At 72.1% G+C, this 24,755-nt stretch carries 20 protein-coding genes; 8 read left to right on the plus strand and 12 right to left on the minus strand.

Annotation, left to right across the window (positions count from 1 at the left end; genetic code table 11):
* Positions 1-40: 40 nt before the first annotated feature.
* The gene (locus tag DEU37_RS02720) at positions 41-2,002 is read right to left on the minus strand and encodes a YhgE/Pip family protein (RefSeq protein ID WP_121189139.1); all 1,962 of its coding nucleotides are present in this window, start codon (positions 2,000-2,002) and stop codon (positions 41-43) included.
* On the minus strand, positions 1,999-4,890 hold the full coding sequence (locus DEU37_RS02725) for an MMPL family transporter (RefSeq protein WP_121189140.1): 2,892 nt from the start codon (positions 4,888-4,890) through the stop codon (positions 1,999-2,001). Before DEU37_RS02725 ends, DEU37_RS02720 begins: the two co-directional genes overlap by 4 nt.
* Before the next feature lie 172 nt (positions 4,891-5,062).
* Between DEU37_RS02725 and DEU37_RS02730 the strand changes: the two genes are divergently transcribed.
* Positions 5,063-5,722: a TetR/AcrR family transcriptional regulator gene (locus DEU37_RS02730; RefSeq protein ID WP_121189141.1), complete on the plus strand. Its 660-nt coding sequence runs from the start codon at positions 5,063-5,065 to the stop codon at positions 5,720-5,722.
* A 6-nt stretch (positions 5,723-5,728) separates the two neighbouring features.
* On the opposite strand, the gene DEU37_RS02735 is transcribed toward DEU37_RS02730, so the two are convergent.
* Positions 5,729-6,706: an o-succinylbenzoate synthase gene (locus DEU37_RS02735; protein ID WP_121189142.1), complete on the minus strand. Its 978-nt coding sequence runs from the start codon at positions 6,704-6,706 to the stop codon at positions 5,729-5,731.
* Positions 6,703-6,864: a hypothetical protein gene (locus tag DEU37_RS14795; RefSeq protein WP_183043562.1), complete on the minus strand. Its 162-nt coding sequence runs from the start codon at positions 6,862-6,864 to the stop codon at positions 6,703-6,705. Before DEU37_RS14795 ends, DEU37_RS02735 begins: the two co-directional genes overlap by 4 nt.
* 69 nt (positions 6,865-6,933) lie before the next feature.
* Here DEU37_RS14795 and DEU37_RS02740 point away from each other — a divergent pair, with 69 nt between their 5' ends.
* Positions 6,934-10,665 carry a homocysteine S-methyltransferase family protein gene (locus DEU37_RS02740; protein WP_121189143.1) on the plus strand — a complete coding sequence of 1,244 codons (3,732 nt, stop codon included), beginning with the start codon at positions 6,934-6,936 and terminating at the stop codon, positions 10,663-10,665.
* A gap of 24 nt (positions 10,666-10,689) precedes the next feature.
* On the opposite strand, the gene DEU37_RS02745 is transcribed toward DEU37_RS02740, so the two are convergent.
* From DEU37_RS02745 to DEU37_RS02770, 6 genes are all read right to left on the minus strand, one after another.
* Positions 10,690-11,253 (minus strand): hypothetical protein, encoded by a 564-nt coding sequence (locus DEU37_RS02745; RefSeq protein ID WP_121189144.1) that lies wholly within the window; start codon positions 11,251-11,253, stop codon positions 10,690-10,692.
* Positions 11,254-11,262: 9 nt separating this feature from the next.
* Positions 11,263-11,460 (minus strand): hypothetical protein, encoded by a 198-nt coding sequence (locus DEU37_RS14975; RefSeq protein ID WP_259457108.1) that lies wholly within the window; start codon positions 11,458-11,460, stop codon positions 11,263-11,265.
* 156 nt (positions 11,461-11,616) lie between these two features.
* Positions 11,617-12,024: a glucose-6-phosphate dehydrogenase gene (locus tag DEU37_RS02755; RefSeq protein WP_121189146.1), complete on the minus strand. Its 408-nt coding sequence runs from the start codon at positions 12,022-12,024 to the stop codon at positions 11,617-11,619.
* Between the two features lie 170 nt (positions 12,025-12,194).
* Positions 12,195-13,229 (minus strand): bifunctional GNAT family N-acetyltransferase/class I SAM-dependent methyltransferase, encoded by a 1,035-nt coding sequence (locus DEU37_RS14920; RefSeq protein WP_220699811.1) that lies wholly within the window; start codon positions 13,227-13,229, stop codon positions 12,195-12,197.
* The gene (locus tag DEU37_RS02765; protein ID WP_121189148.1) at positions 13,226-16,162 is read right to left on the minus strand and encodes an ATP-binding cassette domain-containing protein; all 2,937 of its coding nucleotides are present in this window, start codon (positions 16,160-16,162) and stop codon (positions 13,226-13,228) included. Before DEU37_RS02765 ends, DEU37_RS14920 begins: the two co-directional genes overlap by 4 nt.
* A 44-nt stretch (positions 16,163-16,206) precedes the next feature.
* On the minus strand, positions 16,207-16,755 hold the full coding sequence (locus tag DEU37_RS02770) for a hypothetical protein (protein ID WP_259457109.1): 549 nt from the start codon (positions 16,753-16,755) through the stop codon (positions 16,207-16,209).
* Between the two features lie 114 nt (positions 16,756-16,869).
* Here DEU37_RS02770 and DEU37_RS02775 point away from each other — a divergent pair, with 114 nt between their 5' ends.
* Genes DEU37_RS02775 through DEU37_RS02785 form a run of 3 tightly spaced genes read left to right on the plus strand, consistent with a single transcriptional unit; the run spans position 16,870 to position 19,953 of the window.
* Entirely contained in the window at positions 16,870-17,736 is an 867-nt protein-coding gene (locus DEU37_RS02775) for a 1,4-dihydroxy-2-naphthoyl-CoA synthase (protein ID WP_051498786.1), read from the plus strand.
* A 17-nt stretch (positions 17,737-17,753) separates the two neighbouring features.
* Positions 17,754-18,914, plus strand: coding sequence for an AMP-binding protein (locus tag DEU37_RS02780; RefSeq protein WP_121189150.1), 1,161 nt, complete (start codon positions 17,754-17,756; stop codon positions 18,912-18,914).
* 55 nt (positions 18,915-18,969) lie between these two features.
* Positions 18,970-19,953, plus strand: a complete 984-nt coding sequence (locus DEU37_RS02785) for a 1,4-dihydroxy-2-naphthoate polyprenyltransferase (RefSeq protein WP_121189151.1) — start codon at positions 18,970-18,972, stop codon at positions 19,951-19,953.
* Between the two features lie 30 nt (positions 19,954-19,983).
* Here the strand turns inward: DEU37_RS02785 and DEU37_RS02790 are convergent, their stop codons facing one another.
* Positions 19,984-20,262 (minus strand): DUF4229 domain-containing protein, encoded by a 279-nt coding sequence (locus tag DEU37_RS02790; protein ID WP_121189152.1) that lies wholly within the window; start codon positions 20,260-20,262, stop codon positions 19,984-19,986.
* A 75-nt stretch (positions 20,263-20,337) separates the two neighbouring features.
* Here DEU37_RS02790 and DEU37_RS02795 point away from each other — a divergent pair, with 75 nt between their 5' ends.
* The 3 genes from DEU37_RS02795 to DEU37_RS02805 are packed head-to-tail and all read left to right on the plus strand — an operon-like array spanning position 20,338 to position 23,451.
* On the plus strand, positions 20,338-20,739 hold the full coding sequence (locus tag DEU37_RS02795) for a PLD nuclease N-terminal domain-containing protein (protein ID WP_121189153.1): 402 nt from the start codon (positions 20,338-20,340) through the stop codon (positions 20,737-20,739).
* 1 nt (position 20,740) lies between these two features.
* A complete protein-coding gene (menD, locus tag DEU37_RS02800) occupies positions 20,741-22,546 on the plus strand; it encodes a 2-succinyl-5-enolpyruvyl-6-hydroxy-3-cyclohexene-1-carboxylic-acid synthase (protein ID WP_121189154.1) in 1,806 nt (601 codons plus the stop codon).
* Positions 22,547-22,587: 41 nt separating this feature from the next.
* The gene (locus DEU37_RS02805) at positions 22,588-23,451 is read left to right on the plus strand and encodes a PPK2 family polyphosphate kinase (RefSeq protein WP_121189155.1); all 864 of its coding nucleotides are present in this window, start codon (positions 22,588-22,590) and stop codon (positions 23,449-23,451) included.
* An 11-nt stretch (positions 23,452-23,462) separates the two neighbouring features.
* Here DEU37_RS02805 and DEU37_RS02810 read toward each other — a convergent pair whose 3' ends face one another.
* Positions 23,463-24,725 (minus strand): isochorismate synthase MenF, encoded by a 1,263-nt coding sequence (locus DEU37_RS02810; RefSeq protein WP_121189156.1) that lies wholly within the window; start codon positions 24,723-24,725, stop codon positions 23,463-23,465.
* Between the last annotated feature and the right edge of the window lie 30 nt (positions 24,726-24,755).

Consider the following 24,755-nt stretch of genomic DNA (forward strand, 5'->3'; position numbering starts at 1 on the left):
ATTGTCGCAGCGCGAGCCGTTTTGTGGCGCGGGGGCGGGGTCAGGCCAGGGCGGGGGATGCCGCGAGCAGCGCCCGGGTGTTCGCCGTCCGGCGGCGGGTCACCGCGATCGTCGTGGCGACGAACGCCAGTGCCGCCCACGCGATCATGCCGGCGAGTCCCGCACCGAGGCCGCCGGCGGGAGTGATCGCCGCCAGCAGCGCGGTGTAGGCGGGCGCGGTGGGCATGACGGCGGCGACCGAGGCGAGGATGCCGGGGATCGTCGAGACGATCCCGGTCGCCACCGCGAGCACCCCGACGAGCGTCGAGATCCAGCGGCCGGCGCCCCCGAAGACCGCGACCAGCGCCTGGTTGACCGCCGCGAACGAGACACCGGCGACGACGGCGAGGCCGGCGAACGCGAACCAGGTGCCGGCGTCGTAGTTCGCCGCGATCTGGGCGACACCCGCGACCAGCAGGCCCTGGGCGGCCCCGATGCCGGCGGCCGGTGCGAGACTGCGCAGGGCCAGGAGCACCGACGGACGCCGCGAGCTCAGCGCGTGCCGCGGCACGGCCTGGAGCGCGATGAACGAGCCGAGGCCCCCGAACCACAGCGCGAGAATCGCCAGGAGCGGGATCGCCGACGCGCCGAAGAGGTTGGTTCCGATACCGTCCGCGCTCACCGGGTTCGCGACGACCTTGGCGGTCGCGTCGGCCTGTTGCTGCGAGTAGGTGGGGATCTGCGAGACGGCCGAGTCCAGGCCCTGCGCCAGCGAGCTGGATCCGGTGGCGAGCTGGTTCACACCGGTGCTGAGCTGGGTCGCGCCGTCGGCGAGCTGCGAAGCTCCGTCGGCGAGCTGCGAGGCGCCGGTCGACAGTCCTGTGGCGCCGGTGGCGGCCTGGCCGATGCCGCCGGCGAGCTGGCCGAGGCCGGACTGCAGCGACTGCGCCCCTCCGGCGAGCTGGTTCACGCCCTTCACCGCCTCGGGGACGGCCTCGTTCTTCAGGCCGTTCGCGTACCCCGCCGCGTAGCCGGCGTTGGTCGCGGAGCTCTGGACGTCCGTCGCCAACGTCAGCAGCGCGGCGCAGGTGGGCGTCTGGACCGGCGACGCCGGGTTGCAGGCGTTCTCCACGAGCTGCTTCTGGTACTTCGCCGCGAGCTCTTGCGTCGCCGCCGCTGCCGCCGACGCGTACTGCGCCGTGGTCGACACCGTGCCGCCGAAAGTTTTCGGATCCGTGGAGGTGAACTGCGCGGACAGCTGTGTCAGTCCATCGGCGAGCTGGCCGGCTCCCGCCGCGGAATCGTTGGCGCCGGTCGTCAGCTTGTCGAGCCCCGACGACAGGTCGCTCGCCCCCGTGCCGAGCTGACCTGCGCCCGAGGCGAGAGCGGTCGCGCCGCTGGGCAGCTGGGCGGCTCCGTTGGCCGCCTGCTGCGCGCCGCTGGCGAGCTGGTCGGCACCGCCGGCGGCCTGACCGAGCTGGTCATGCAGGTTCGTGAAGCCCATGAGCACGTTGGTGAGGTACTGCTGTGACACGGCGCTGCCGAACACGGATGCCGCGGTCTGCGTGATCGTCGCGGTGATCGCGCCGTCGACGACGCGGCCGTCCGGAGCGGTCTGGACCTGGATCGTGGCCTTCTCGGGCGTCTTCCCCGGTGCGGTCGAGGTCGCGGCGGCGGAGAAGTTCTCCGGAATCGTGATCACCGCGTCGTAGTTGCCGTCGGCGAGGCCCGCGGCCGCGTCGTCGGTGTTGGAGATCACCCAGTCGAGGTTGCTGGGCACATCGGGGGAGCCTTCCACCAGACCCGCGGTGAGCTGGCGGCCCAGCGGAGCCGTCTGCCCGTTGATCGTGACCGGCTTGTCGTTGTTGACGATCGCGGCGCGCACGTTGTCGAGGCGCTCGGTGGGGTTGTAGAGCGCCGCGAGCAGGATGCCGCCGATCAGCACGGGCAGCAGGAGCACGCCGAGCAGCGTGAGCCAGGTGACGGGGCGACGGGAGCGGGCGCGTTCGAGGGAGAGAGTCATGCGGAGATCACCTGCGTGGGAGAGTCGGCGGTGCCGGTGGTGAGGGCCAGCGCGGTCACGCTCTGGCGGTGGGCGTCGGCGAGCACGTCGAGGGCGGGGCCCTCGCGACGGGCGGAGGCGACGATGGTGAGCGGATGGGCGGGAGCGCCGCTGCGGGTGGTGCGGGCGGCGGCGCGCTCCTGCGCGTCGCGCAGCAGCGCGGCAGCCTGATCGCGATCGGCGCCGGTCAAGGTGTCGAGACCGTCGATGACGACCATCGTGGTTCCGCCGGCGAGCGCCCGGCGCAGCTCGGTGAGGGGCGCGGCGGCGCCCTCCAGCAGAGCGACACCGACGTGCGCGCGCACCCAGGCGCCGCGTCCGGGCAGCAGGTGACCCGCGACGCGCAGGCGTCCTTCGCTCGGGTCGACCCGGCCCGCGACGGTGAGGACGAAGGCGCGACCGGCGCGCGGGTCGGCCGCGGTCGCCAGGAGCGTCCCGCCCTGCTCGAGGCGGATGGAGGAGGCGCGGAAGAGCGTGATGTCGCCGACCCCCTTGCCGCCCTCGACGCGGACCGACAGGTCGTCTGCGGCCAGCGCGCCGGTGTAGTCGGGCTCCGGCCAGGCGGTCAGCGCGAGCTCGCGCTCGACGGCCTCGCCCTCGATGTCGAAGTGCGGCAGTGCGCGGTCGAGCCACCTCGGCATCCACCAGGCCTTCTCGCCCAGCAGCGCCATGATCGCCGGTCCGAGCGTCATACGCACGAGGAACGCATCGACGGCGATGCCGACGGCGAGTCCGAGCGCGATCGGTTTGATCGACGTATCGCCTTCGGGGATGAAGGCCGCGAAGACGGCGAACATGATGACCGCGGCGGCGGTCACCACGCGCGCCGACGCCGTGAAGCCGCTGCGCACCGCCCCGACGGCCGTCTGCCGATCGGCCCGTCCGCCGCGAGCACGTCGGGTGTGCACGTAGTCCTCGCGCATGCGGGAGACGAGGAAGACCTCGTAGTCCATCGCGAGCCCGAACAGCACGCCCATGAGGATGATCGGCATGAAGCTGATCACCGGTCCGGTGCGCGTCACGTGCAGCGCGTCCGCCAGCCAGCCCCACTCGAACACCGCCGCGACGGCGCCGAACGCGGCGAGGATCGACAGCAGGTAGCCCAGGGTCGCCTTCAGCGGCACCCAGATCGAGCGGAACACGATCATCAGCAGGATGAACGACAAGCCGACCACGAACAGTCCGAAGGGCACCAGGGCGGCGCCCAGCCGGTCGGAGATGTCGATCGCGATCGCCGTGAAGCCGGTGACCTTGAGGTCGATGCCGTACTTCTGCAGCCATTCGTCGTGGTGGGCGCGCAGCTCCCGCACGAGGTCGGCCGTCTGAGGGGCGTCCGGTGCCGTGGTCGGCACGATCTGGACGAGTCCCGTGTCGGCGGTCTGGTTCGGCGTCGCGAGCGCCACGGTCTTCACGCCCGGGATCTTCTCGACGTCGGCCTTCAGATTGGCCATGAGCGTCAGCGGGTCGGTCGAGGTGACGATCGTGCCGGCGAGGATGAGCGGTCCGTTCGCGCCCGGCCCGAAGTGCTCGGCGGTCAGGTCGTAGGCCTGCCGCGCTTCGCTGGAGGCGGGCTGCATGCCCGCGTTCGGCAGGGCGAGCTGCAGGCTCGACGCGGGAATCGCCGCGATGCCGAGCACCAGGATCACCGACAGGGCGCTGACGACCGGATGCCGGGTCACGAGCGCCACCCACGGGTTCGTCTTCTTCGAAGCTGACGACGCCGCCGGTGCGGCGCTGTCCTCGGCATCCCCCCGCGTGCGCGCCGCGCGGCGACGGCGCCCGAACGGGATGCCGCGCCCCAGACCCCGCGGCCAGCCGGCGACGCGGCCCTTGGCGAAGCCGAGGAGCGCCGGGGTGAGGGTGACGGCGACGGCGACCGCGACGGCGACGGCGCCCGCGGCGGCCAGACCCATCGTGGTGAGGAAGGGGATGCCGGCAAAACCCAGACCGACGAGCGCGATCAGCACCGTGACACCGGCGAACATGACGGCGGAGCCGGCCGTGCCGGTCGCGCGCGCGGCGGACTCCTCGGGATCGATACCGGCGCGCACCTGGTCTTGATGTCGCGCGACGATGAACAGCGCGTAGTCGATGCCGACGGCCAATCCGAGCATGATCGCGAGCATCGGCGTCGTGGAGGACACCGTCGCGAAGGCCGTCGAGGCGAAGATCAGTACGACCGAGAGCACCACCCCGATGATCGCGCTGACGAGGGGGAACCACGCGACGGCGAGGGAGCGGAACGTGATGATGAGCACGAACAGCGCCACGAGCACGCCGATGATCTCCGTCACCGACAGGCTGGGCAGCGATGTCGAGAACAGATCGCCACCGACCACGACCGTGGATCCGGCCGGGAGGGCCGAGCCGAGACTCGTCGCCATGTCTTGAAGGGCGGTCTTCGTGGCGGCGGGGACATTGGTGACGCTGCCCTCGAACTGCAGGCGGATGAGCGCGGCCTGGCCGTCGTCGCTGACCATGCCGGTCACGTTCTTGTTGAACGGATCGGTGACCGCCAGCACGCCGTCGAGTTTTCCGAGATCGGTGACGGTCGTCGCGATCTGGTCGTTGTAGGGCGCGTCGTCGACGTGCTGACCGGGCGCCGCCACGATCACGTACTGCGCACTGGTGCCGGCCGCCTGGGGGAAGGTGCGGTTGAGAAGCTCCAGGCCCTCCTGCCCTTCGGTCCCCGGGATGGAGAAGGAGTTGTCGAACCCCTTCACGGCGCCGGTGGCGACACCCACCCCGACGGCGCCGCCGATCACGCCCAGCAGCAGCAGCCACGACACGAGGACCCGCCAGGAGTGGCGGTACGACCAGCGGCCGAGCGAAAACAGAAGTGTGGACACGGGGTGCTCCGGTTCAGACGTTCGGGACAGTGACGGACAGGGAATGTTCGATACACCGCTGTATCCGATACACAGATGTATCCTAAGAGCAGGGATTCGCGCAATCCTGAGCACTCGATGTGAACTGAGACGCACGACGACGGCGACACCGTCGTCGACGAAGGGAGGGACAGTGACCGACATCGCCGACCGCACGGATGCCGGCCGCCCGCCCAGCCAGCGCCGGGAGCAGACCCGCGCTCGTCTGCTGGATGCCGCTCACGAGGTCTTCTCGGAGGTCGGCATGGATGCCGCTTCGGTGGAGGCGATCTGCGAGCGGGCCGGCTTCACGCGCGGCGCGTTCTACTCCAACTTCGAGACGAAGGACGAGCTGTTCCTGGCGCTCGTCACGCGCCTGTCCGACGCCAAGCTGGACGCCGTGGAGAGTCGGGTGCAGCGCCTCTCACCCGACGGCCAGATCGACATCTCCGATCTCGTCGGTCATCTCGGAGCGCCCTTCGGCGAGGAGATGGACCCGCACCTGCTCACCGAGATCCGCGCCCAGGCTCTGCGCGACGAGCGTCTGGCCGACGCCTTCCTCACGCTGCAGCGACGCGTCATCGAACGGATCGAGGGCTTTCTCCAGCACATCGTCGCCACCTACGGGCTCACGCTCCGGATGCCGATCCCCGATGCGGCGCGCGTGCTCCTGGACGTCTCGAACGAGACCTGCACGACGGCCACCCTGGAGGGCAAGTCCTCCGATCGCGTCACGGACGACCTTCGTCGCCGTATCGAAGCCCTGGTGCCGGCGATCGTCGCCGACGACGGCGCCGCGGTGTTCCGCTCCTAGACGCTCCTAGATCAGCGCGGCGCAGCGCTCGAGGCGTTCGAGCCACCAGGTGCGACGATCGGGGGATGCCGCGTGGCGGGCCAGGAGCTCGGCATCCGGTGTCACACGCCCGACCGGCAGGCTGCCGTCGACGGGCCGCAGCGGTGCGCGCGTGACGTCGGCGGCGAGCAGCGATGCCGTGCCGAGGCCGCAGTCGTAGGGCAGTTCAGGGAGCGCGGCCGCCAAGGTCACACCCATCGCCAGGCCGATGCTCGTGTCGAGGGCGCTGGAGACGACCGCGGGAAGGCCCGCGTCGGCGACGATCGACAGGGCGCGCGCGACCCCGCCGAGCGGCTGCGCCTTGATGACGAGCAGGTCGGCGGCGCCCCGGCGCGCGACGTCGAGGGGGTCCGCCGCCTTGCGCACCGATTCGTCGGCGGCGATGGGCAGGTCCCAGTCGGCGAGGCGTTGGCGCAGCTCGGCGAGCTCGTCGACCGACGCGCAGGGCTGCTCGAGATACTCCAGGTCGAACCCGGCCAGGGCGTGGGCGGCATGTTCGGCCTCATCGACGTTCCAGCCGCCGTTCGCGTCGAGTCGCACGCGACCTTCGGGACCCATCGCCGCCCGCACCGCGCGCACCCGCGCGACATCGTCGGCGAGCGTCTGCCCACGCTCGGCGACCTTGACCTTCGCGGTGCGGCAGCCGTCGAAGCGGGCGAGCACCGCCGGCGCCTGGTCTGCGGCCACGGCGGGAACGGTCGCGTTCACCGGAACGCGATCGCGCACCGGCGACGGCTGGTGCCGCCAGCCGTAGTCGATCGCGGCCGCCAGCCAGACGGCGGCTTCGGCGTCGTCGTACTCGAGGAACGGCGAGAACTCCGTCCATCCTTCGGGGCCTTCGAACAGCACGGCCTCGCGGTGCTCGACGCCGCGGAAGCGGGTGACGAGGGGGAGTGAGACCACGTGCGCCGCAGCGAGCAGATCGGCGACGGACGGCGTCGTCACGGAATGAAGTTCACGTAACGCGCTTGGCTGACGGCGAGGTGCTGGGCCTGCAGCATCTCCTGCTCGCGGCTGGGCTTTCGCGCGTTGCGCTGATCTTGGGTCTCGGGCGGGCCGAGCACCGCGTCGCGGATGCGGGTGAAGATCGTTCGGATCGACATGATGCCTCCTTTCATCCACCTTGTCACACGGCGCCGCCGCGCAGAAGGTGGTGACCGTAGAATCGGGCGGTGACCGCCTCGATCGCCGCCGCCCGCTTCGCGCTCGACATCGACGGTGTGCCCCGCACCGCCCGCGCGCAGGCGCTGCTGGACGCCCTGTCGCAGCGGGTCGTCATCGCCGACGGCGCGATGGGAACCATGCTGCAGCGCCACGATCTGCAGATCGACACGGACTTTCAGGGCCTCGACGGCTGCAACGAGATCGTCAACGTCACACGTCCCGATGTGGTCGGTGCGATCCACGACGCCTACTTCGCCGTCGGCGTGGATGCCGTGGAGACCAACACGTTCGGCGCGAACTGGTCGAACCTCTCCGACTACGGCATCGACGACCGCATCACGGAGCTCGCCGCCGCCGGGGCGCGGATCGCCCGCGAGCGTGCGGAGGCGGCGGAAGCGGCCGACGGGCGGATGCGCTGGGTGCTCGGGTCGATGGGGCCCGGGACGAAGCTGCCGAGCCTCGGCCACACCACCTACGCCCATCTGAAGGAGACGTTCGCGCTGCAGGCCGAGGGCCTCATCGACGGCGGCGCCGATGCGTTCCTCGTCGAGACGAGCCAGGACCTGCTGCAGACCAAAGCCGCGATCAACGGCTGCAAGCAGGCGATCGTGGCCCGCGGCATCCGGCTGCCGATCTTCGTCGAGGTGACCGTCGAGACCACCGGCACCATGCTCATGGGCTCGGAGATCGGGGCGGCGCTCACGGCGCTGGAGCCGCTGGGCGTCGACGCGATCGGCCTGAACTGTGCGACCGGGCCGGCCGAGATGAGCGAGCACCTGCGCCACCTCTCGAAGCACTCGTCCGTGACGATCGCGTGCATGCCCAACGCCGGGCTGCCGGTGCTGACCGCCGACGGCGCCCACTATCCCTTGACACCGACGGAGCTCGCGACCGCGCACGAGCAGTTTGTCCGCGAGTTCGGGATCGGGCTCATCGGCGGATGCTGCGGCACGACGCCCGAGCACCTCGCCGCGGTCGTGGAGCGGGTGGGCCGGCTCTCCGTGGGGACCCGCACCCCTGACCGCGAGACACCGCCGGGGCACCGAGACACCGAGAGTGCACCGGTGTCTCGGCGCGAGAACGGTGTCTCGCTGGCGTCAGCGATCGAGACCGAGCCGGGCGTCGCGTCGCTGTATCAGCACGTGCCGTTCCGGCAGGATGCCAGCTACCTCGCGATCGGGGAGCGCACCAACGCGAACGGGTCGAAGGCGTTCCGCGAGGCGATGCTGGAGGGCCGGTGGGACGACTGCGTCGAGATCGCCCGCGGGCAGATCCGCGTCGGCGCTCACCTGCTCGACGTCTGCGTCGACTACGTCGGGCGCGACGGCGTCGCGGACATCCGCGAGGTCGTGTCGCGGTTCGCCTCGGCATCCACTCTTCCGCTCGTGATCGACTCGACCGAGCCCGCCGTCATCCAGGCCGGGCTGGAGCTGATCGGCGGACGTCCCGTCGTGAACTCGGTGAACTACGAGGACGGCGACGGCCCGGCATCCCGCTTCGGGCGCATCATGCCGCTCGTCAAGGAGCACGGCACCGCGGTCATCGCCCTGACGATCGACGAACAGGGGCAGGCGCGCACCGCCGAGGACAAGCTGCGCATCGCGTCGCGCCTCGTCGACGAGCTGGTCGGGGCGTGGGGCATGCGGGTCGAGGACATCATCGTCGACTGCCTCACGTTCCCGATCGCGACCGGCCAGGAGGAGACCCGCCGCGACGCGATCGAGACGATCGAGGCCATCCGCAGCCTGGTCGCGAAATACCCGGGCATCAACACGACGCTCGGCGTCTCGAACGTCTCGTTCGGACTCAACCCCGCCGCCCGCTCGGTGCTCAACTCGGTGTTCCTGCACGAGGCGACGCAGGCGGGGCTGACCAGCGGCATCATCGACGCCGCGAAGATCGTGCCGTTGGCCTCCCTCCCCGACGAGCAGCGGAAGGTCGCGCTCGACCTCGTCTGGGACCGGCGCGAATGGGATGCCGACGGCACCCTCACCTACGACCCGCTCGCGACGATGCTCGACCTGTTCGCCGGGGTCGACACGGCGGCCCTGCGCGATCAGCGGGCCGCGGAGCTCGCGGCCCTGCCGGTCGGCGAGCGACTGGAACGCCGGATCATCGACGGCGAGCTGAAGGGTCTCGAGGCCGATCTCGACCTGGCGCGCGCGGGCGGCCCGGACGCGGCCCCGCTCACGCCGCTGCAGATCATCAACGACCACCTCCTGGAGGGCATGAAGGTCGTCGGCGAGCGTTTCGGGTCGGGTCAGATGCAGCTGCCGTTCGTGCTGCAGTCCGCCGAGGTCATGAAGACCGCGGTGGCCTTGCTCGAGCCGCACATGGAGAAGACCGACGAGGCCGGCAAGGGAACGATCGTGCTGGCGACGGTGCGCGGCGACGTGCACGACATCGGCAAGAACCTCGTCGACATCATCCTCACCAACAACGGCTACACGGTGATCAACCTCGGCATCAAGCAGCCGATCGCCGACATCATCGCCGCCGCCGAGGAGCACAATGCCGACGTCATCGGCATGAGCGGCCTGCTCGTCAAGTCGACGGTGGTGATGAAGGAGAACCTGCAGGAGCTCTCGGCGCGCGGGCTCGGCACGCGATGGCCGGTGATCCTCGGCGGCGCGGCGCTGACGCGCGCGTACGTCGAACAGGATCTCGCGGAGCTCTTCGACGGCGAGGTCCGCTACGCGAAGGACGCGTTCGAAGGGCTCGCCCTCATGGAGCCGCTCGTGCGGATCGCGCGCGGCGAGGCCCCGGATGCCGTCGGCCTGCCGCCGCTGAAGAAGCGCATCCATGCCGCGGGGTCTCGCCTGACCCTCACCGAGCCCGAGGCGATGCCGGCGCGGTCGGACGTGGCATCCGACAATCCCGTGCCCGCCCCGCCGTTCTGGGGGACGCGCATCGTCCGCGGCATCGCGCTCGCCGACTACGCCGCGTTCCTCGACGAGCGGGCGACCTTCATGGGGCAGTGGGGGCTGAAGCCCGGCCGCGGCGAGGGCGGACTGTCGTACGAGCAGCTCGTCGAGACCGAGGGCCGGCCGCGCCTGCGGTACTGGCTCGACCGCATCCTCGCCGAGCGCATGCTCGACGCCTCGGTCGCCTATGGGTACTTCCCGGTCGTCTCCGAGGGCGATGACATCGTGGTGCTGCACCACGGGGATGACCCGACCGGTGTGCTCGGTGTGCCGGGGCTCCTCGCGCCGGATGGCGGCTCGGGCGGCCCGCTCGGAGCCGAACGGCTGCGCTTCCCCTTCCCGCGCCAGCGCCGCGACCGGCACCTGAACCTCGCCGACTTCGTACGCTCACGCGCGTCGGGACAGGTCGACGTCCTGCCCGTGCAGCTCGTGACCGCCGGAGCGGCGATCGACGCCGTGACCGCGAAGATGTTCGCCGAGGACCGCTACCGCGACTACTACGAGCTCAATGGCCTGGTCATGCAGCTGACCGAGGCGCTCGCCGAGTTCTGGCACGCCCGCATCCGCGCCGAGCTCGGTTTCGCCGCGGAAGACCCGGCCGACACCGCCGGTCTGTTCACGCTCGACTACCGCGGTGCGCGCTTCTCGCTGGGCTACCCCGCCTGCCCCGACATGGAGGACCGCCGCAAGGTCGTCGAGCTGCTGCGTCCGGAGCGGATGGGCGTCGAGCTCAGCGAAGAGCTGCAGCTGCACCCCGAGCAGTCCACCGACGCGTTCGTGTTCCACCACCCCGAGGCGACCTACTTCTCGGTCTGAACGGGGCGCGGCATCCGTCGCCGTTCAGCTCTGCGGCAGGGCGGCGACGTGGGCGGCGATGCGGGCGAACACCGTCTGCTGGGCGGCGTACGACGCGCGCCAATCGCCGGGGATCAGCAGGCTGTGGTCGGCATCGGCGACCTCGGCGACGTGCGCCCGAGTGCCGTCGATGCGGTCGCGGCGCCAGGCGGCATCCGCTGTTCCCGCCACGACGAGGTGATCCTCGGATGCCGCGTTCAGCGCCTGCGCGACGACGTCGTGATGCACCAACGGGGTGAGCCAGACACCCGGGATGCCGGCGGCGATCGCGAGCGGTGCGGCGAAGGTGCCCAGCGACTTGGCGACGACGAGGTCGGGGACGCCCTCGAGTAGCGCTGTCACGTCTGCCCAGGCTCGGCGGCCGAACGCGGCCGGATCGTCGGCTGCGGCATCCGTCCACGCGACGGCGTACACGTTCCAGCCCGCCTCGGCGAGCATCAGTCCGCTCCAGTGAAGCAGTGGCGCCTGCGCCGTGTAGCCGCGCCCAGGGAGCAGGACCGCCGTGCGGGCGGCATCCGCGTCGGGGGTGAGGCGGTGCAGGACGACCATTCCGCGATGCTAGCGGCCCGCGGCTGGGGTCCGGCGGCGGAGCAGGACCGACGCTCCGACGGCGATCAGCGCGACGAGCGCCGCGAAGCTCAGGGCGTACAACGGTCCGGCCCACGGCGAGTAATCGCCGCCGTTGATCTGGAACGTGTCGGCCATCCCCATGCCGATGTCGAACGATGCCCAGAAGTAGCCGGGGGCGCCGAGCACGATGAGTGCGAGGTAGACGCTCGCGACCGAGGTGATGGAGAGGTCACGGCGGCGGACGGTGACGATGAGCGCGGCGATCGCGAGGAGGGGGCCGATCGCGAGGGTGATGTAGACGCGGAGCGCCCGCGCGAACGGCGAAGCTCTGCGGGCCGGGTGTCAGCCGACGCGAGCGCCGCACATGCCGCACACGCCCGTGGCGGGCACCTGCACGAAGCAGTCGGGGCAGAGCACGGCCTCGCGCTCGGGGATGATCGGCGCGGGCGCCTTGCGCGGCGCCGCCGAGCCGGCAGCGGCGCGCGTGCGGCGAGCGCGTTCGGGTACCGCGGCGGCGGCGGGTGCGAGCTTCGCGGCCGGCTTGTGGTCGGAGCAGTAGAACCGCACGAAGCCGGCGGGGTTCGTCGGATGCCGGTGCTTCACCACCCACAACGCTTCGCGCGGCCACGGCTCACTCGTGGGACCGCAGCCGGAGCATCGCGTGGCATCGCCGGGCACGGCCTCGGCTGCGGCGACGGGCAGCTCGAAGGGGAGGGCATCGCGCCAGTCCGAGGAGTTCCTGATCTGCACGATTCGTCCTTCCGGCGGCATCCTCGGGTGGATCACGCCGTGCCCCATTCTCCCACGCCGGTGGATGCGCGTGCCCCGCCTCACCGGCCGCGACGACGCAGAAGCGGTTGCCTTCAGGATCTCGGCGGAGAGGTCGCCGACGCGGATCACCACCGACCCGACGGTGAGGATCAGTCGCGGCTTCCGTTGCGCGCCGTGACCGTGATCCACGCCTCTGCTGCGTGCGGTGAGGACGAATCCCACACCTCGACGTCGGTCCAGCCGGCGGTGGCGAACGCGTCGGCGAGAGCATCCTCACGCCAGAGGACGAAGTGCCGCGGCACCTCGAGTTTCGCGTCCGACCAGTGCTCACCATCGCCCTTCTTGAATGACGCGATCATCACGCCGCCCGGTCTCGTCGCCATACGCGCGCGGCTCAGCACGCCGCCCAGTCGTGGTCGCTCCACGTGCAGCAGGACGGCGCTGGCGAAGACCCCGTCGTACGGTCCGCCGAAGTCGGCATCGCGCACGTCGAGCAGCCGTGCGCGATGACCAGCGTCGTGCTGCATGGCCACGAAGGATGCCGCGGCATCCGTGCGATCGACCGCAAAACCGGCCGCTTCCAGCGCGTCGGCGTCGCGACCCGGGCCGCTGCCGAGTTCCAGCACGCACGAACCCACGGGCAGCCGTGCGGCGAGCTCGGCGACGAGCGGCGATGGCGTCGCGGGCGTGCGCTGCGCGTAGCGCCGAGCGTGCGCACGGTAGGCGTCGAGCGTGAGCTCGGCCGGCTCCCCCAGAGGGTCCAGGAGGCAGTCGTAGCGCTGTCTGGTCGGCCAGCGCGGGTCGCGTGGCGCGTCTGCGACGACGAAGCCGAGGCGACGGTAGAAGTCGACGGCGTCATCATCGGTGCTCGCATACAGGGGTCGCGTCGTGTCGGCGCGGCGCGCGGCATCCACGAGACGGGAACCGAGCCCCGTTCCGCGTGCCTCGTGTGCGACGGCGATGTAGTGCAGCTCGGTGCGGTCTTCGCCGTGCGTGTCGGCGCCGAACGCGGCGAAGCCGAGCACGCTGCCGTCGACCGTCCCGACGACGGTCATGGTGGGAAACTCGACGTCGCGGATGCGGATGAGGGCGTCGGTGTCGAGACCCGCAGCCTCCCCGAGCAGGGCGAGGAACCCGTCGGTGTCGATCTCCTCGGCCGTCAAACGCCGCACCGTTGCCGTCACGATTCGACTGTAGCGAGAGCACTCCGAGGGCGTGCGCCGGGGCCGTGTGGTGGCGCGGCTGCCACCGGCTTCGCCCGGCGCAGGCAGCGCAGCACGGCGCGCCCGACGAGACAGATCCCGATGATCGTGGTGAGCGCGCGCACCGTGTCCCAGCTGAGGGTCGAGGTCACGAGCGAGTAGACGAGGAAGGTGCCCAGATTCTGCGGCAGTGGCGCCCCCGGAACATACGAGATCGATGTTCCGGCGCCGACGGCGAACGGCCAGAACCACATGTTCATGATCAGCCCGAACGCGTACGCGGCGGCGGCGCCGTAGCCCACGAGCATCGCGATCTCCGCCCCACCGCGCACGCGCCGCGGCAGGAGCCCCGCGCCGGCCGCGACCCACGCGCAGGCGAACATCTGGAACGGCAGCCACGGCCCGACGCCTCCCCACAGCAACGCCGACAGCCCCACGGATGCCGCGCCCAGCAGCAGCCCGAAACGAGCGCCGTAGGCGCGGCCGGCGAGGATGAGGAGCACGAACAGCGCCTCCACGCCGCCGACGCCGGTGCTCGCGATGCGGACGGCTGCCCCGATGGCGGCGAGCACCGCCAGCAGCGCCAGCGTCTGGGCGGAACGGACCGTCGTGTCGAGCGCGGCGAGCACCGTGAGCACGGCCAGGGGAGCGAGGGCCAGCGCGATCGGACCGATGGCGGCCCCTGCCTGCGCGGGCACGGCGGCGGCGACCAGAGGCCACAGGAACGCCGCCGCCGCCGCGACGTTCGCCGCGACCAGCGCGACGGTCAGCGCTCGTCGACGCGGCGGGAGGCTCACCGGCGGGGGAACCGGCGCGCCCCGAAATCCTCGACTGTGCGTCGGATCGTTGCGTGGCGGCGCCTCGACGTGATCGGGGGCCACGGATGGGAGGGGTTCGGCGCGGGATCCGACCGGTGCCGTGGTGTCGAGGACCGACGCGGGACGGCCCGTGGCCGGGGTGTGCGACGTGGCAGCGTGTACGTCTTCGGGGGCCGTGGTGAGCCGCCCGGCCTCCATGCCGAGCACGCGGTCGGCGCGGGAGATGACCGCGGCGTCGTGGGTCGCGACCAGCACGGCGGTCCCGGCATCCGCGACGCGTGCGAGGGCGGCATCGACCATCCGCCGTGCGCCGGGGTCGAGTCCGCGCGTCGGCTCGTCGACCAGCAGCACGGAGGGGCGCGTCGCGGTCTGGATCGCGAGAGCCAGGCATCGCCGCTCGCCGGCGGACAGATCGCGCGGATGCCGGCGCCCCAGCTCTCCGTCCTCGTCGCCGCGTCCGAGCAGCGCGGCGACGCGCGCGAGGGTCGTCCCCACCGACATATGCGCGCGCCGGTCGGCTCGTCGGCAGTCGGCGGCGACCGTGTCGCGCACGAACAGCGCGTCGGCGTCGTCGGGCACCAGCCGCACGTCGCGAGCGTGCGCGCCCGTGGCGAGGGCGACCAGAAGGCTCGACTTGCCGGCTCCGTTGGGCCCGACCAGCGCCACCACCTCGCCCGGGTGCAGCGTCACGGCGACATCGTCGACGGCCAGGCGCTGCCCGTAGCGGACGGTCACCCGCGTCGAGAGCGCCGGTTCACAACTCCGGAGATCCGCTGCGGTCGCGGCCCGCGACGGCCCTTCGGCGGGGAGGGGAGGCGGAAACTCCGGAGTTGTGAACGGCGCGGGTCGGGTGGTGACGGTCGCGGGCGTCGCTGCGGATGCCGCGGTGAGATGCAGCCACACGTCCGCGACGCCGGCGAGCTCGGCGCCGCGGTGCTCGGCGACGATCACGCACATGCCGGCCTCGTGCGCGAGTGCGCCCAGCAGCGTCACGATCCGGGAGCGCGCGGTGCGGTCGAGGTCGGCGAGCGGTTCATCCACGAGCAGCAGCACCGGCTGCTCGATGATGGCGGCGGCGATGGCGACGAGCGTCGCCTGGCCGGCCGAGAGCTCCCGCAGCGGCCGGTCGAGCAGTCCGGCGACACCCACCCGGCCGGCGACGTCGCGGACGCGCTCGTCGACGAGCAGGCGGGCGAGCCCGCGCAGCTCCAGCGCCAGCCCGATCTCATCGCGCACGGTCGTCGTCACGAAGCCGGCGCGGGGGTTCTGCAGCACCACGCCGACGAGTCGCGACAGGTCGCGCGGCGGCGTGTGGACGCGGTCGTGCCCCGCGACCTGCAGGACGCCGTCCAGCCACCCGCCGTCCAGGTGGGTGTGCAGCCCGCTCAGCGCGCGCAGCAGCGTGGTCTTACCGGATCCGCTGGCGCCGGTGATCACCGTCAGCGAGCCGGCGCGGATGCCGTCGCCGGCCCGATCCGCCCCGACGCTCCACCCGTCGACGGCCACGACCGCGTCGCCGGCGAAGCCGAGGGTGAGAGGTGCGAGGGCGACCGGGCGGTGGCAGTCGCCCTCGAGCCCACGGCCGGCGTATCCGCGCAACTCCAGCGACGCTCCGACGGCGGTGGCCCGTTCGATCGTCGCCTCGAGCAGTGGCGCCAGCGCCCGGATGCCCGCGCCGAACCCGCGCTCGCCGCGCAGGCGTTGCGCGCGCCGGGCCGTGCGTGCCGCATCGGCGAGCGCCGGAAGCGTGGCCCACGCGATCGACAGCGCCCGCGCGAGCCCCTGGAAGGGACCGCGCCGTGCCCCGCGCGCGAGCAGTCGCGGCAGATCGAGCAGTGCGCTGAGCACCCCGAAGGCGATGATCGTCAGCGAGATCGGCAGCGCGCCGACGACGGCCGACGCCAGCCCGTCGACTGTGACCGGGCCGAACATCTGGACGTGGGCGAGAGGTGGAGCGAGTCGCCACACCGGCAGCGGCAGCAGCACCGTGCCGCTGCCGTCCGCGCCGTGGAAGAGCACCCGGTACACGACCCGGACCGCCACGAAGCCGACCGCCAGCGCGAGGGCGGCGCGCAGGGGACCGGGGCGGAAGCTCACGCGCCGAGATTACGCGCGTCGGCAGCGATCAGCGGCGCTCGGGTTCACGCCGCGGGTGCAGCGGGGACACCGTCGAGGGTGAACAGCAGCTCGACGCTCTCACCGGGTTGCGCCGTCAGCGTCGACAGGCCCTCCTGCGCATAGTCCCAGGTGCCGCCCTCGGTCTTGGTCCACAGAGCCCAGTACGCGAAGCCCGCGGGCATCGATTCGCACTTCTCGATGTACGCGGGGTCCTTCGTCGAGCCGACCGGCTCGGATGCCGAGGGCAGCCCGTTGACGCGGCAGACGACCTGGTCGCCGTACTGCTTCGTGCCCTCGACGGTCAGGCCCGCAGCGGCGACGATGTCGGCAACGGCGATCTTCTCGGTGGTGGCGTAGCACCAGGTCTGGGACGTGCCGCCCTTCAGCGCCGAGGAGTCGACGGCGAGAGTGACCCCTTTGCCTGTCGGACAGGTGCCGTCCACGAGGGTCTGACCCGGATCGGGTGATTCGGTCTCGGCGCGCTCGGCCCCGCCGGTCGACGCGCAGGCGGACAGGCCGAGCGCGAGGGCGCCGGCGGCGAGCAGGGTCAGGATGCGGGGAGTCGACGTCACCGCTCCAGCGTAGGGGGAGCGGGAGGTGCGTCCCGGCCGGATCACGGCGCCCGCGCGTAGGCTGGGCGGGTGACCGACTCCTTCGTCTCCGAGCTGTTCGATCCCGCGGAGTGGATGCTCGCTGCGGGTGCGGACGCGTACACCGACATCACGGCGCACGTCTCGCGCGACGGTCGCATCGCGCGCATCGCGTTCGACCGTCCCGAGGTGCGAAACGCCTTCCGCCCGCACACCGTCGACGAGCTCTACCGCGCCCTCGACATCGCCCGCCAGGACCCGCGCATCGGGGTCGTGCTGCTGACGGGCAACGGTCCGAGCCCGAAGGACGGCGGCTGGGCGTTCTGCTCGGGTGGCGACCAGCGCATCCGCGGTCGCGATGGCTACACGTACGCCGCCGACGACGCGACCGCTCCCGACCCGGCCCGCGCCGGTCGCCTCCACATCCTCGAGGTGCAGCGCCTCATCCGTTTCATGCCGAAGGTCGTCATCGCGGTGATCCCGGGGTGGGCCGCGGGCGGAGGGCACTCGCTGCACATCGTGTGCGACCTGTCGATCGCGAGCGCCGAGCACGGCCGTTTCAAGCAGACGGATGCCGATGTCGGATCGTTCGACGCGGGTTACGGGTCGGCATACATGGCCCGCCAGGTCGGCCAGAAGATCGCCCGCGAGGTGTTCTTCCTCGCCGAGGAGTACTCGGCCGCGCGCGCCTACGAGATGGGTGCGGTCAACCGCGTCGTGCCGCATGCCGAGCTCGAGCGCGAGGCGGTCGCGATGGCGCGCACCATCCTCGGCAAGTCGCCGACGGCGATCCGCATGCTCAAGTTCGCTTTCAACGCGATCGATGACGGGATGGTGGGTCAGCAGGTGTTCGCGGGGGAGGCGACCCGACTCGCGTACGGCACCGACGAGGCCGTCGAAGGCCGCGACGCCTTTCTGCAGAAGCGCGATCCCGACTGGTCGCCCTACCCCTACCACTACTGACCTCCCCGGAGACGAACGTGCGCCTGGAGAGGGTCGACGCGACGGATGCCCGCGCGGTGCTGCGCGGTCTGCGCTCGGCGGTGCTCGGCGCCGGGCCCGCGATCGCGCTCGGCGGAGAGGACGACCTGCCTCGGGACGTGCCGGCCGGGACGGCGGTGGTGGTCACCACGTCCGGTTCCAGCGGCTACCCGAAGGCCGTCGCGCTCAGCCGGTCGGCGCTGACGGCGTCGGCGATGGCGACGGCCGCGCGCATCGGCAGCGGATCGTGGCTGCTCGCGCTGGCTCCCGGCTACATCGCCGGTGTGCAGGTGCTGGTGCGCGCGCTCGTCGCAGGCAACGAGCCCGCGGTCGTCGCGGGACTGTTTCGTACCGCGTCGTTCGTGGCGGCGGCATCCTCGATGGCGTCCAGTCGCGGGGGCGAGCGGGTGCCGACGTTCACCTCGCTCGTCCCCGCACAGCTGCAGACGCTTCTCGACGACCCCGCCGGATGCCGCGCGCTCGCCGGCTTCGCGGCGGTGCTCGTGGGTGGGCAGGCCCTGCCGCCGGCGCTCGCCGCCCGCGCGGATGAGGTCGGCATCCGTGTCGTGCGCACCTACGGATCGAGCGAGACGGCCGGCGGCTGCGTGTACGACGGCATCCCGCTCGACGGCGTGGACGTGCGGATCGTCGACGGAGAGGTGCAGGTGTCGGGGCCGACTCTCGCGGACGGCTACCTCGGCGATCCGGCGCGCACCGCCGCCGCGTTCGTGCGCGACGAGGCGGGTGTGCGCTGGTATCGCACCGGCGACGCCGGTCGCTTCGACGGTCGGCTGACGGTCACCGGCCGCCGCGACAACGTCATCGTGTCGGGTGGAGTCAACGTCTCGCTCGACCGTGTCGAGCGGATCGTCCGCACCCTGCCCGGATTCGTCGATGCGGTCGTGGTGCCGGTCGCCGACGAGCGCTGGGGTGAGGCGTCGATCGTCGTCGCGGTCGGCGCCACGTCGTCGGACGCGCCGGTCGATGCCGACCTGCCGGGCGTCCGTGACCTCGTCGGCGATGAGCTCGGCGCCCCGGCGCGGCCGCGTGCCATCCTTCGAGTGCCGCGACTGCCGACGCTCTCCAGCGGCAAGCCCGACCGGGCCGCCCTCACGGCGCTCGCGCGTACGTGGGCGGAGCGCGCCGGCGACAGCCGCTGACGCGGGCCGTCGGCGTCACAGCGGATCCATGCCCATCCGGGCATAGGATTCTGGCGTGGCAGGCAGCACCCGGAAGAAGAAGTCGCGCGCGGCGCATCACCCGAAGCAGAAGCCGCGCGGCAACCCGCAGCGCGCGCGGGTGTCGGGCGACCCCGCGCACGTGACGCGGGCCACCGCGCGCGACTGGATCGGCGCCGCGCGCCTGCGGACGCTCCCGCTCGCCGTCGCGCCTGTGGTCATCGGTACGGGTGCGGCCCGGCTCGACGATGCGCCGCTGCGCTGGGTGCTGGCCCTCTGCTGCCTGATCGTGGCGGTCGCGATCCAGATCGGCGTCAACTACGCGAACGACTACAGCGACGGCATCCGCGGCACCGACGACCACCGCGTCGGCCCCGCCCGCCTCACCGCCTCGCGCCGGGCGAAGCCGCGCACCGTCCTCACGGTCGCCCTGGTCTTCTTCGCCGTCGCGGCCGTGGCGGGCCTCGCCATCATCATCCGCACCGGTTACTGGTGGATGGCCCTCATCGGGGCGGCCTGCCTCGTCGCCGCGTGGTTCTACACCGGCGGAAAGCGGCCCTACGGCTACGCGGGACTCGGCGAGCTCTTCGTCTTCGTGTTCTTCGGTCTCGTCGCCACCGTGGGCACCACGTTCGTCCAGATCGGCACCGTCCCGCAGGAGAGCTGGTTCGGCGGCGTGATCGCCGGCCTGCTGGCCTGCGCCGTGCTGCTGGCGAACAACCTCCGCGACATCGATCAGGACCGCCTCGCCGGCAAGCGCACCCTCACCGTGCGCATCGGACGCCGTGCCACGCAGGTGCTGTTCACGGCGCTCGTCGTCGTCGCCTTCGCACTGGTCGCCGTCCTCGCGCTGTTCTACCCGCTGGGGTGGCTGGCGATGCTCGCGCTGATCCCCGCGGCGTGCGCCGTGCTGATCGCCTGGACCTACCGCGCACCGCGCGAGCTTGTCGTCGCGCTGGGGCTGACCTCGCTCACCTCGCTGGCCCTGTCGATTCTGCTTTACTGGGCCTTCACCGGCTGAGCACACGCCCTCGCGGGGCGCCCGAGGAGCTCACTCCGAGGGCGTCGAGGTGACCTGGTCGGCCGCGGCATCCTCGGCGTCCTCGTCGCGGTCGCGACGGGTGCGGCGCCGCGCGGCGAGACCCGCGGTCAGATCGTCCAGCGGGCGGCGCAGGAACAGCACCGAGAGGCTGAGTCCGATGAGGGCTGCGAAGATCGCCGACAGCCAGTAGTACTCGCGCATGATCTGGAAGAGCATCATGATCGCGAACGGCACCACGAACACCAGCAGACGAAGGACGGTGTAGACGAGGGCCGAACGGACACGCATGCGTCCAGCCTACGCGCGCGGCGTCGCGCCGCCGACCTCGGATCTCGCGGTGTTCGCGCCGCCTAGGATGGAAGGGTGGTGCGCGTTCTGCTGCCTCTGGCGCTGTTGCTGATCGCCTTCTGGGTGTACAGCATCGTCGACTGCGCCCTGCAGCCGCCCACGCGTCACCGCGGCGTCAGCAAGCCGCTGTGGATCGTGATCGTCGTGCTGCTTCCCGTCATCGGCGGCCTGATGTGGTTCGTCGTGGGTCGCGGCCGCGCACAGCGCCAGAGCGCCTTCCGGGCGCCGGACGACAACCCCGACTTCCTCGGGAGCCTGCGCAGCGTCTCGATCGCCGATCAGGACGAGCGCATCCGCCGCCTCGAGGAAGAGCTCGCCGCCCTCGACGCGGAAGGCCCCGACCCCGACCGCGGCCCGCGTCCGCCGGTGACCGGCGATGACGACCCGGACGAGCACCGGCGCGGCAGCGTCGCCTGACATGGACGACAGCGCTCTGGCCGGTCGCGCACCGGCGACGGATGCCGCGGCCGCCCTCCTGGGCCGGTTGGCCGAGCTCGGGGTCGCGCACATCGTCGTCAGCCCCGGGTCGCGCTCGCAGGCGCTCGCACTCGTCGCCGCCGAGTTGGAGAGCCGCGGCGACGTGCGCGTGCACGTCCGCATCGACGAACGCGTCGCCGGGTTCACGGCGCTGGGCATCGGCCGCGAGTCGGGCATGCCCGCCGTCGTCGTGTGCACCTCCGGCACGGCGGTCGCGAACCTGCTGCCCGCGGCTCTCGAAGCGCATCACGCCGGAGTGCCGCTGCTCCTGCTCACCGCCGACCGTCCGCCGGAGCTGCGCGGGGTGGGCGCCAACCAGACGACGCGCCAGCCCGGCATGTTCGCGCCGAACATGCGCCTGGAAGAAGACCTGCCCGTCCCCGACGCGCTCGATGTGGACGGCACCGGCGAGCAGTCGATGATGCTCCGGCGCGTCGCGGAGGACGCGGTCGCCGCCGCTCTGGGCACGGGTACGCGCCAGGCCGGACCGGTGCACCTGAACCTGCCGTTGCGCGAGCCGCTCGCCGGCGCGCTGCCGCCGTGGCTGGGCGCCACCGAGCTCGACCTGCCCGCTCCGGCGCTCGGCCCCGACGTCGCCGGCGACGAGCTGAGCACGACCGAGCCGTCGGGAGCGCTGTACCAGGGCGGCGGCGGCATCGGCGAGGCGAACCATCCCGCCGATCCCGAGCTCGACCCGCACGTGCTGGTGCGCGGTCCCCGCACCGTGGTGGTCGCCGGCGCCGACGCCGGACCCGCCGCCGAAGCACTCGCCCACGCGGGCGGATGGCCGCTGATCGCCGAGATCGTCAGCGGCGCCCGCTTCGGCCGCAACCTCGTCCACGGCTACCGCGGGCTGCTGCGCGACCCGGAGCTCGGCGGGCGCATCGAACGCGCCGTCGTCTTCGGCCATCCGACGCTCACCCGCGAGGTCACGGCGCTGCTGTCGCGTGCCGAGGTCGAGGTGCTCGCCGTGCGCGGGCCGGGAGAGCCCCTGAACCTCAACGGCGTCTCGGCATCCGTCGACGCCGTCGTGGCCGCCGTCGGCGACATGGACCGCGACTGGTTCGGCGCCTGGATGCGGGCCTCGCGCGCGGCATCCGTCGATCTCGCCCCGCCGGCTCCGGATGCCGCCGCGCTGTCGTCCGCGGTACCCGCCGAACGCCTCGGCGCCATCGCGTCCGAGCTCGCCGTCGCGCGCGCCCGGATCGATCGGGTGGGCCTCGTGGATGCCGTGTGGCGGGCGACCTGGCCGCACGACCGGTTGTTCTTCGCCTCGTCGCGCCTCGTGCGTGTGGCTGACGGCGTGCTCGCCGGCAAGAAGGTGCCGGTCCACGCGAACCGCGGTCTCGCCGGCATCGACGGCACCATCGCAACAGGCATGGGGATCGCGATCGCGAGCCAGACCGGCGGCGACGTCGGCGTGACCCGCGTGCTGACCGGAGATCTCGCGTTCCTCTACGACGTGGGGGCGCTCTTGCTGCCGGTCGGTGAGACAGCGCCGCGGCTGCAGGTCGTGGTCGGCAACGACGGCGGGGGCACGATCTTCGACGGCCTCGAGGTCGCCGAGATCGCCGGGCCCGACGCCATGCAACGCGTGCTGTACACGCCGCAGGACGTGGATCTGGCCCCGCTGGCCGCCGCGTACGGCTGGGAGTACGTGCGCGTCGCCACGCGCGCCGAGCTCGACCAGGCCCTCACCGCCCGCGTCGTCGGGCGACAGATCATCGAAGTCGCCCTCGCTCGCTGAACGTCCTGGCCCTCTCCGCCTGCCCGCGCCATGATGTGGGGATGACCGCGAGAAGCCAGAAGAACTGGAACGCCGATCCCGCCGACCTGCTGCGCGCCGGCCCGGGCTTCCGCCTCGCCGACCTCGATCCGGCATCCACCCCGGGCTACGACGGCGACAAGGACCACGGGCAGAGCGACCTCGAGGCGGGCGCGGACGAGCTCGATGAGCTGCAGGAGCGCCTCTACGCGCAGAGCCGTATCGAGGAGGGGGCTCCGGCAGTGCTGCTCGTGCTGCAGGCGATGGACTCCGCCGGCAAGGGCGGCATCGTCCGCCATGTCGTCGGAGCGGTCGATCCGCAGGGCATCGCGCTCGCCGCGTTCAAGAAGCCCACACCGGAGGAGCTTGCGCACGACTTCCTGTGGCGAATCGAGAAGCGGGTGCCCGAACCCGGCTTCATCGGGGTGTTCGACCGGTCGCACTACGAGGATGTGCTCATCGGGCGGGTGCGCGCGCTCGCTCCTGCCGAGGAGATCGAGCGCCGCTACGACGCCATCGTCGCCTTCGAGAAGGGGCTCGTCGATCGCGGCATCCGGATCGTCAAGGTGATGCTGCACATCTCGGCCGACGAGCAGAGGGATCGGCTGCGGGAGCGGCTGGAGCGGCCCGACAAGCACTGGAAGTACAACCCCGGCGACGTCGACGAGCGGCGCCTGTGGGACGAGTACATGGCGGCGTATCAGACGGTGTTCGAGCGCACCTCGACGCCCGAAGCCCCGTGGTTCGTCGTGCCCGCGAACCGCAAGTGGTACGCGCGCCTCGCCGTCCAGGCGCTGCTGCTCGACGCGCTCGAGGACATCGATCCGCACTGGCCCGTCGCCGACTTCGACGTGGATGCCGAGAAGAAGCGCCTCGCCGACAGCTGACCCGAAACGCGCTACGCCAGGGCGTCGACGATCGGGCGGAACTTCACCCGGGTCTCGAGCATCTCTGCCTCGGGGTCGCTGCCGGCGACGATCCCGGCGCCGGCGTGCGCGCGGAACGGGATGCCGTCGGCATTCGCCGCCGCGAGATCGAACTGGGCCCCGCGCAGCGCGATCGCCCATTCGCCGTCGCCGTTCGCGTCGACCCACCCCACGGGCCCGGCGTAGCGGCCACGGTCGAACGGCTCGATGCGACGGATCGCGGCCAGGGCGGCGGCCGTCGGCGTTCCCGCGACGGCGGCGGTCGGGTGCAGGACGCCGAGCAGGTCGAGGGCGGAGGTCTCGGGCGCGGTCGTGGCCTCCACATCGGTCGCGAGGTGCCAGACGTTCGGCAGTGCGAGAGTGAACGGCTGCTCGGCGGCCGCCAGCGCGGTCGCGTGCGGCGAGAGGGCATCGACGAGACTGCGCACGGCGTACTGGTGCTCGGCGAGGTCCTTCGCACTCGTCGCCAGGCGCAGCGCCGCCTCACGATCGGCATCCGGTCCCGACCCCCGCGCGACGGTGCCGGCCAGCACGCGCGCGGTCACCTGGCCGCCCGAGACGGTGACGAGCGTTTCGGGGCTCGCGCCGATGAGCCCGTGCACGGCGTAGACCCACGTGTCGGGGTACGCGGAGGCGAGCGAGCGTGCGAGTCGGCGCAGGTCGGCGCCGGCGGGAACCGTGCCGGCCAGTTCCCGCGCGAGCACGACTTTGCTGACCTCGCCGGAGGCGATGGCGGCGAGCCCGGCACGGACCGCATCCTGATAGCCCTCCGGGGTCAGCGCGCCCGGTCCGACCGCGGCCGACCAGTGCGGGCCGTAGCCGATGGCCCGGGGCTCGTCGGGCTCGGGAGCGCCGTCGTCGGGCAGCACCCAGGTCACCCACGTGCGACCGTCGCGCGCGCCGACCGTCATCCGCGGCACCGTCAGCACCGCGGTCGCGGACGACTGCGCATCGAACGGCAAGGCGCCGAAGGCGATCAGACCGCTGCCGGGAACGCCGACGTGGTCGTCCACCGTGGCCACGTCAGCAACCGCGCGCCAGCGGTCGGCGAGCGTCGCGGCATCCGCTGCGGGCACCTCGATGCGCAGCGCCGAGCCGACGCCGACGAGCCACGATCCGCGACGCGCCCACACCAGGGGGTCGGCCGGGTCGGCGTATTCGAGGAGGTCGTCGAGCTCCGCGATCTCCCGGCTCACGATGCGCAGACGGGGCGGGAAGAGCGGCGCGGAACTCACCCGATCAGCCTAAACCGCCGGTCGACCACC

This window comes from Microbacterium sp. AG790 (assembly GCF_003634765.1).
Classification (GTDB): domain Bacteria; phylum Actinomycetota; class Actinomycetes; order Actinomycetales; family Microbacteriaceae; genus Microbacterium.

Bases quoted from the DNA above. Each gene is read 5' to 3' on its own strand.
- DEU37_RS14795 (WP_183043562.1), bottom strand. From the start codon at position 6,864: ATGTCGATCCGAACGATCTTCACCCGCATCCGCGACGCGGTGCTCGGC.
- DEU37_RS02745 (WP_121189144.1), bottom strand. From the start codon at position 11,253: ATGGTCGTCCTGCACCGCCTCACCCCCGACGCGGATGCCGCCCGCACG.
- DEU37_RS02720 (WP_121189139.1), bottom strand. From the start codon at position 2,002: ATGACTCTCTCCCTCGAACGCGCCCGCTCCCGTCGCCCCGTCACCTGG.
- DEU37_RS02790 (WP_121189152.1), bottom strand. From the start codon at position 20,262: ATGCGTGTCCGTTCGGCCCTCGTCTACACCGTCCTTCGTCTGCTGGTG.
- menD (WP_121189154.1), top strand. From the start codon at position 20,741: ATGGACGACAGCGCTCTGGCCGGTCGCGCACCGGCGACGGATGCCGCG.
- DEU37_RS02775 (WP_051498786.1), top strand. From the start codon at position 16,870: ATGCTCGCTGCGGGTGCGGACGCGTACACCGACATCACGGCGCACGTC.
- DEU37_RS02805 (WP_121189155.1), top strand. From the start codon at position 22,588: ATGACCGCGAGAAGCCAGAAGAACTGGAACGCCGATCCCGCCGACCTG.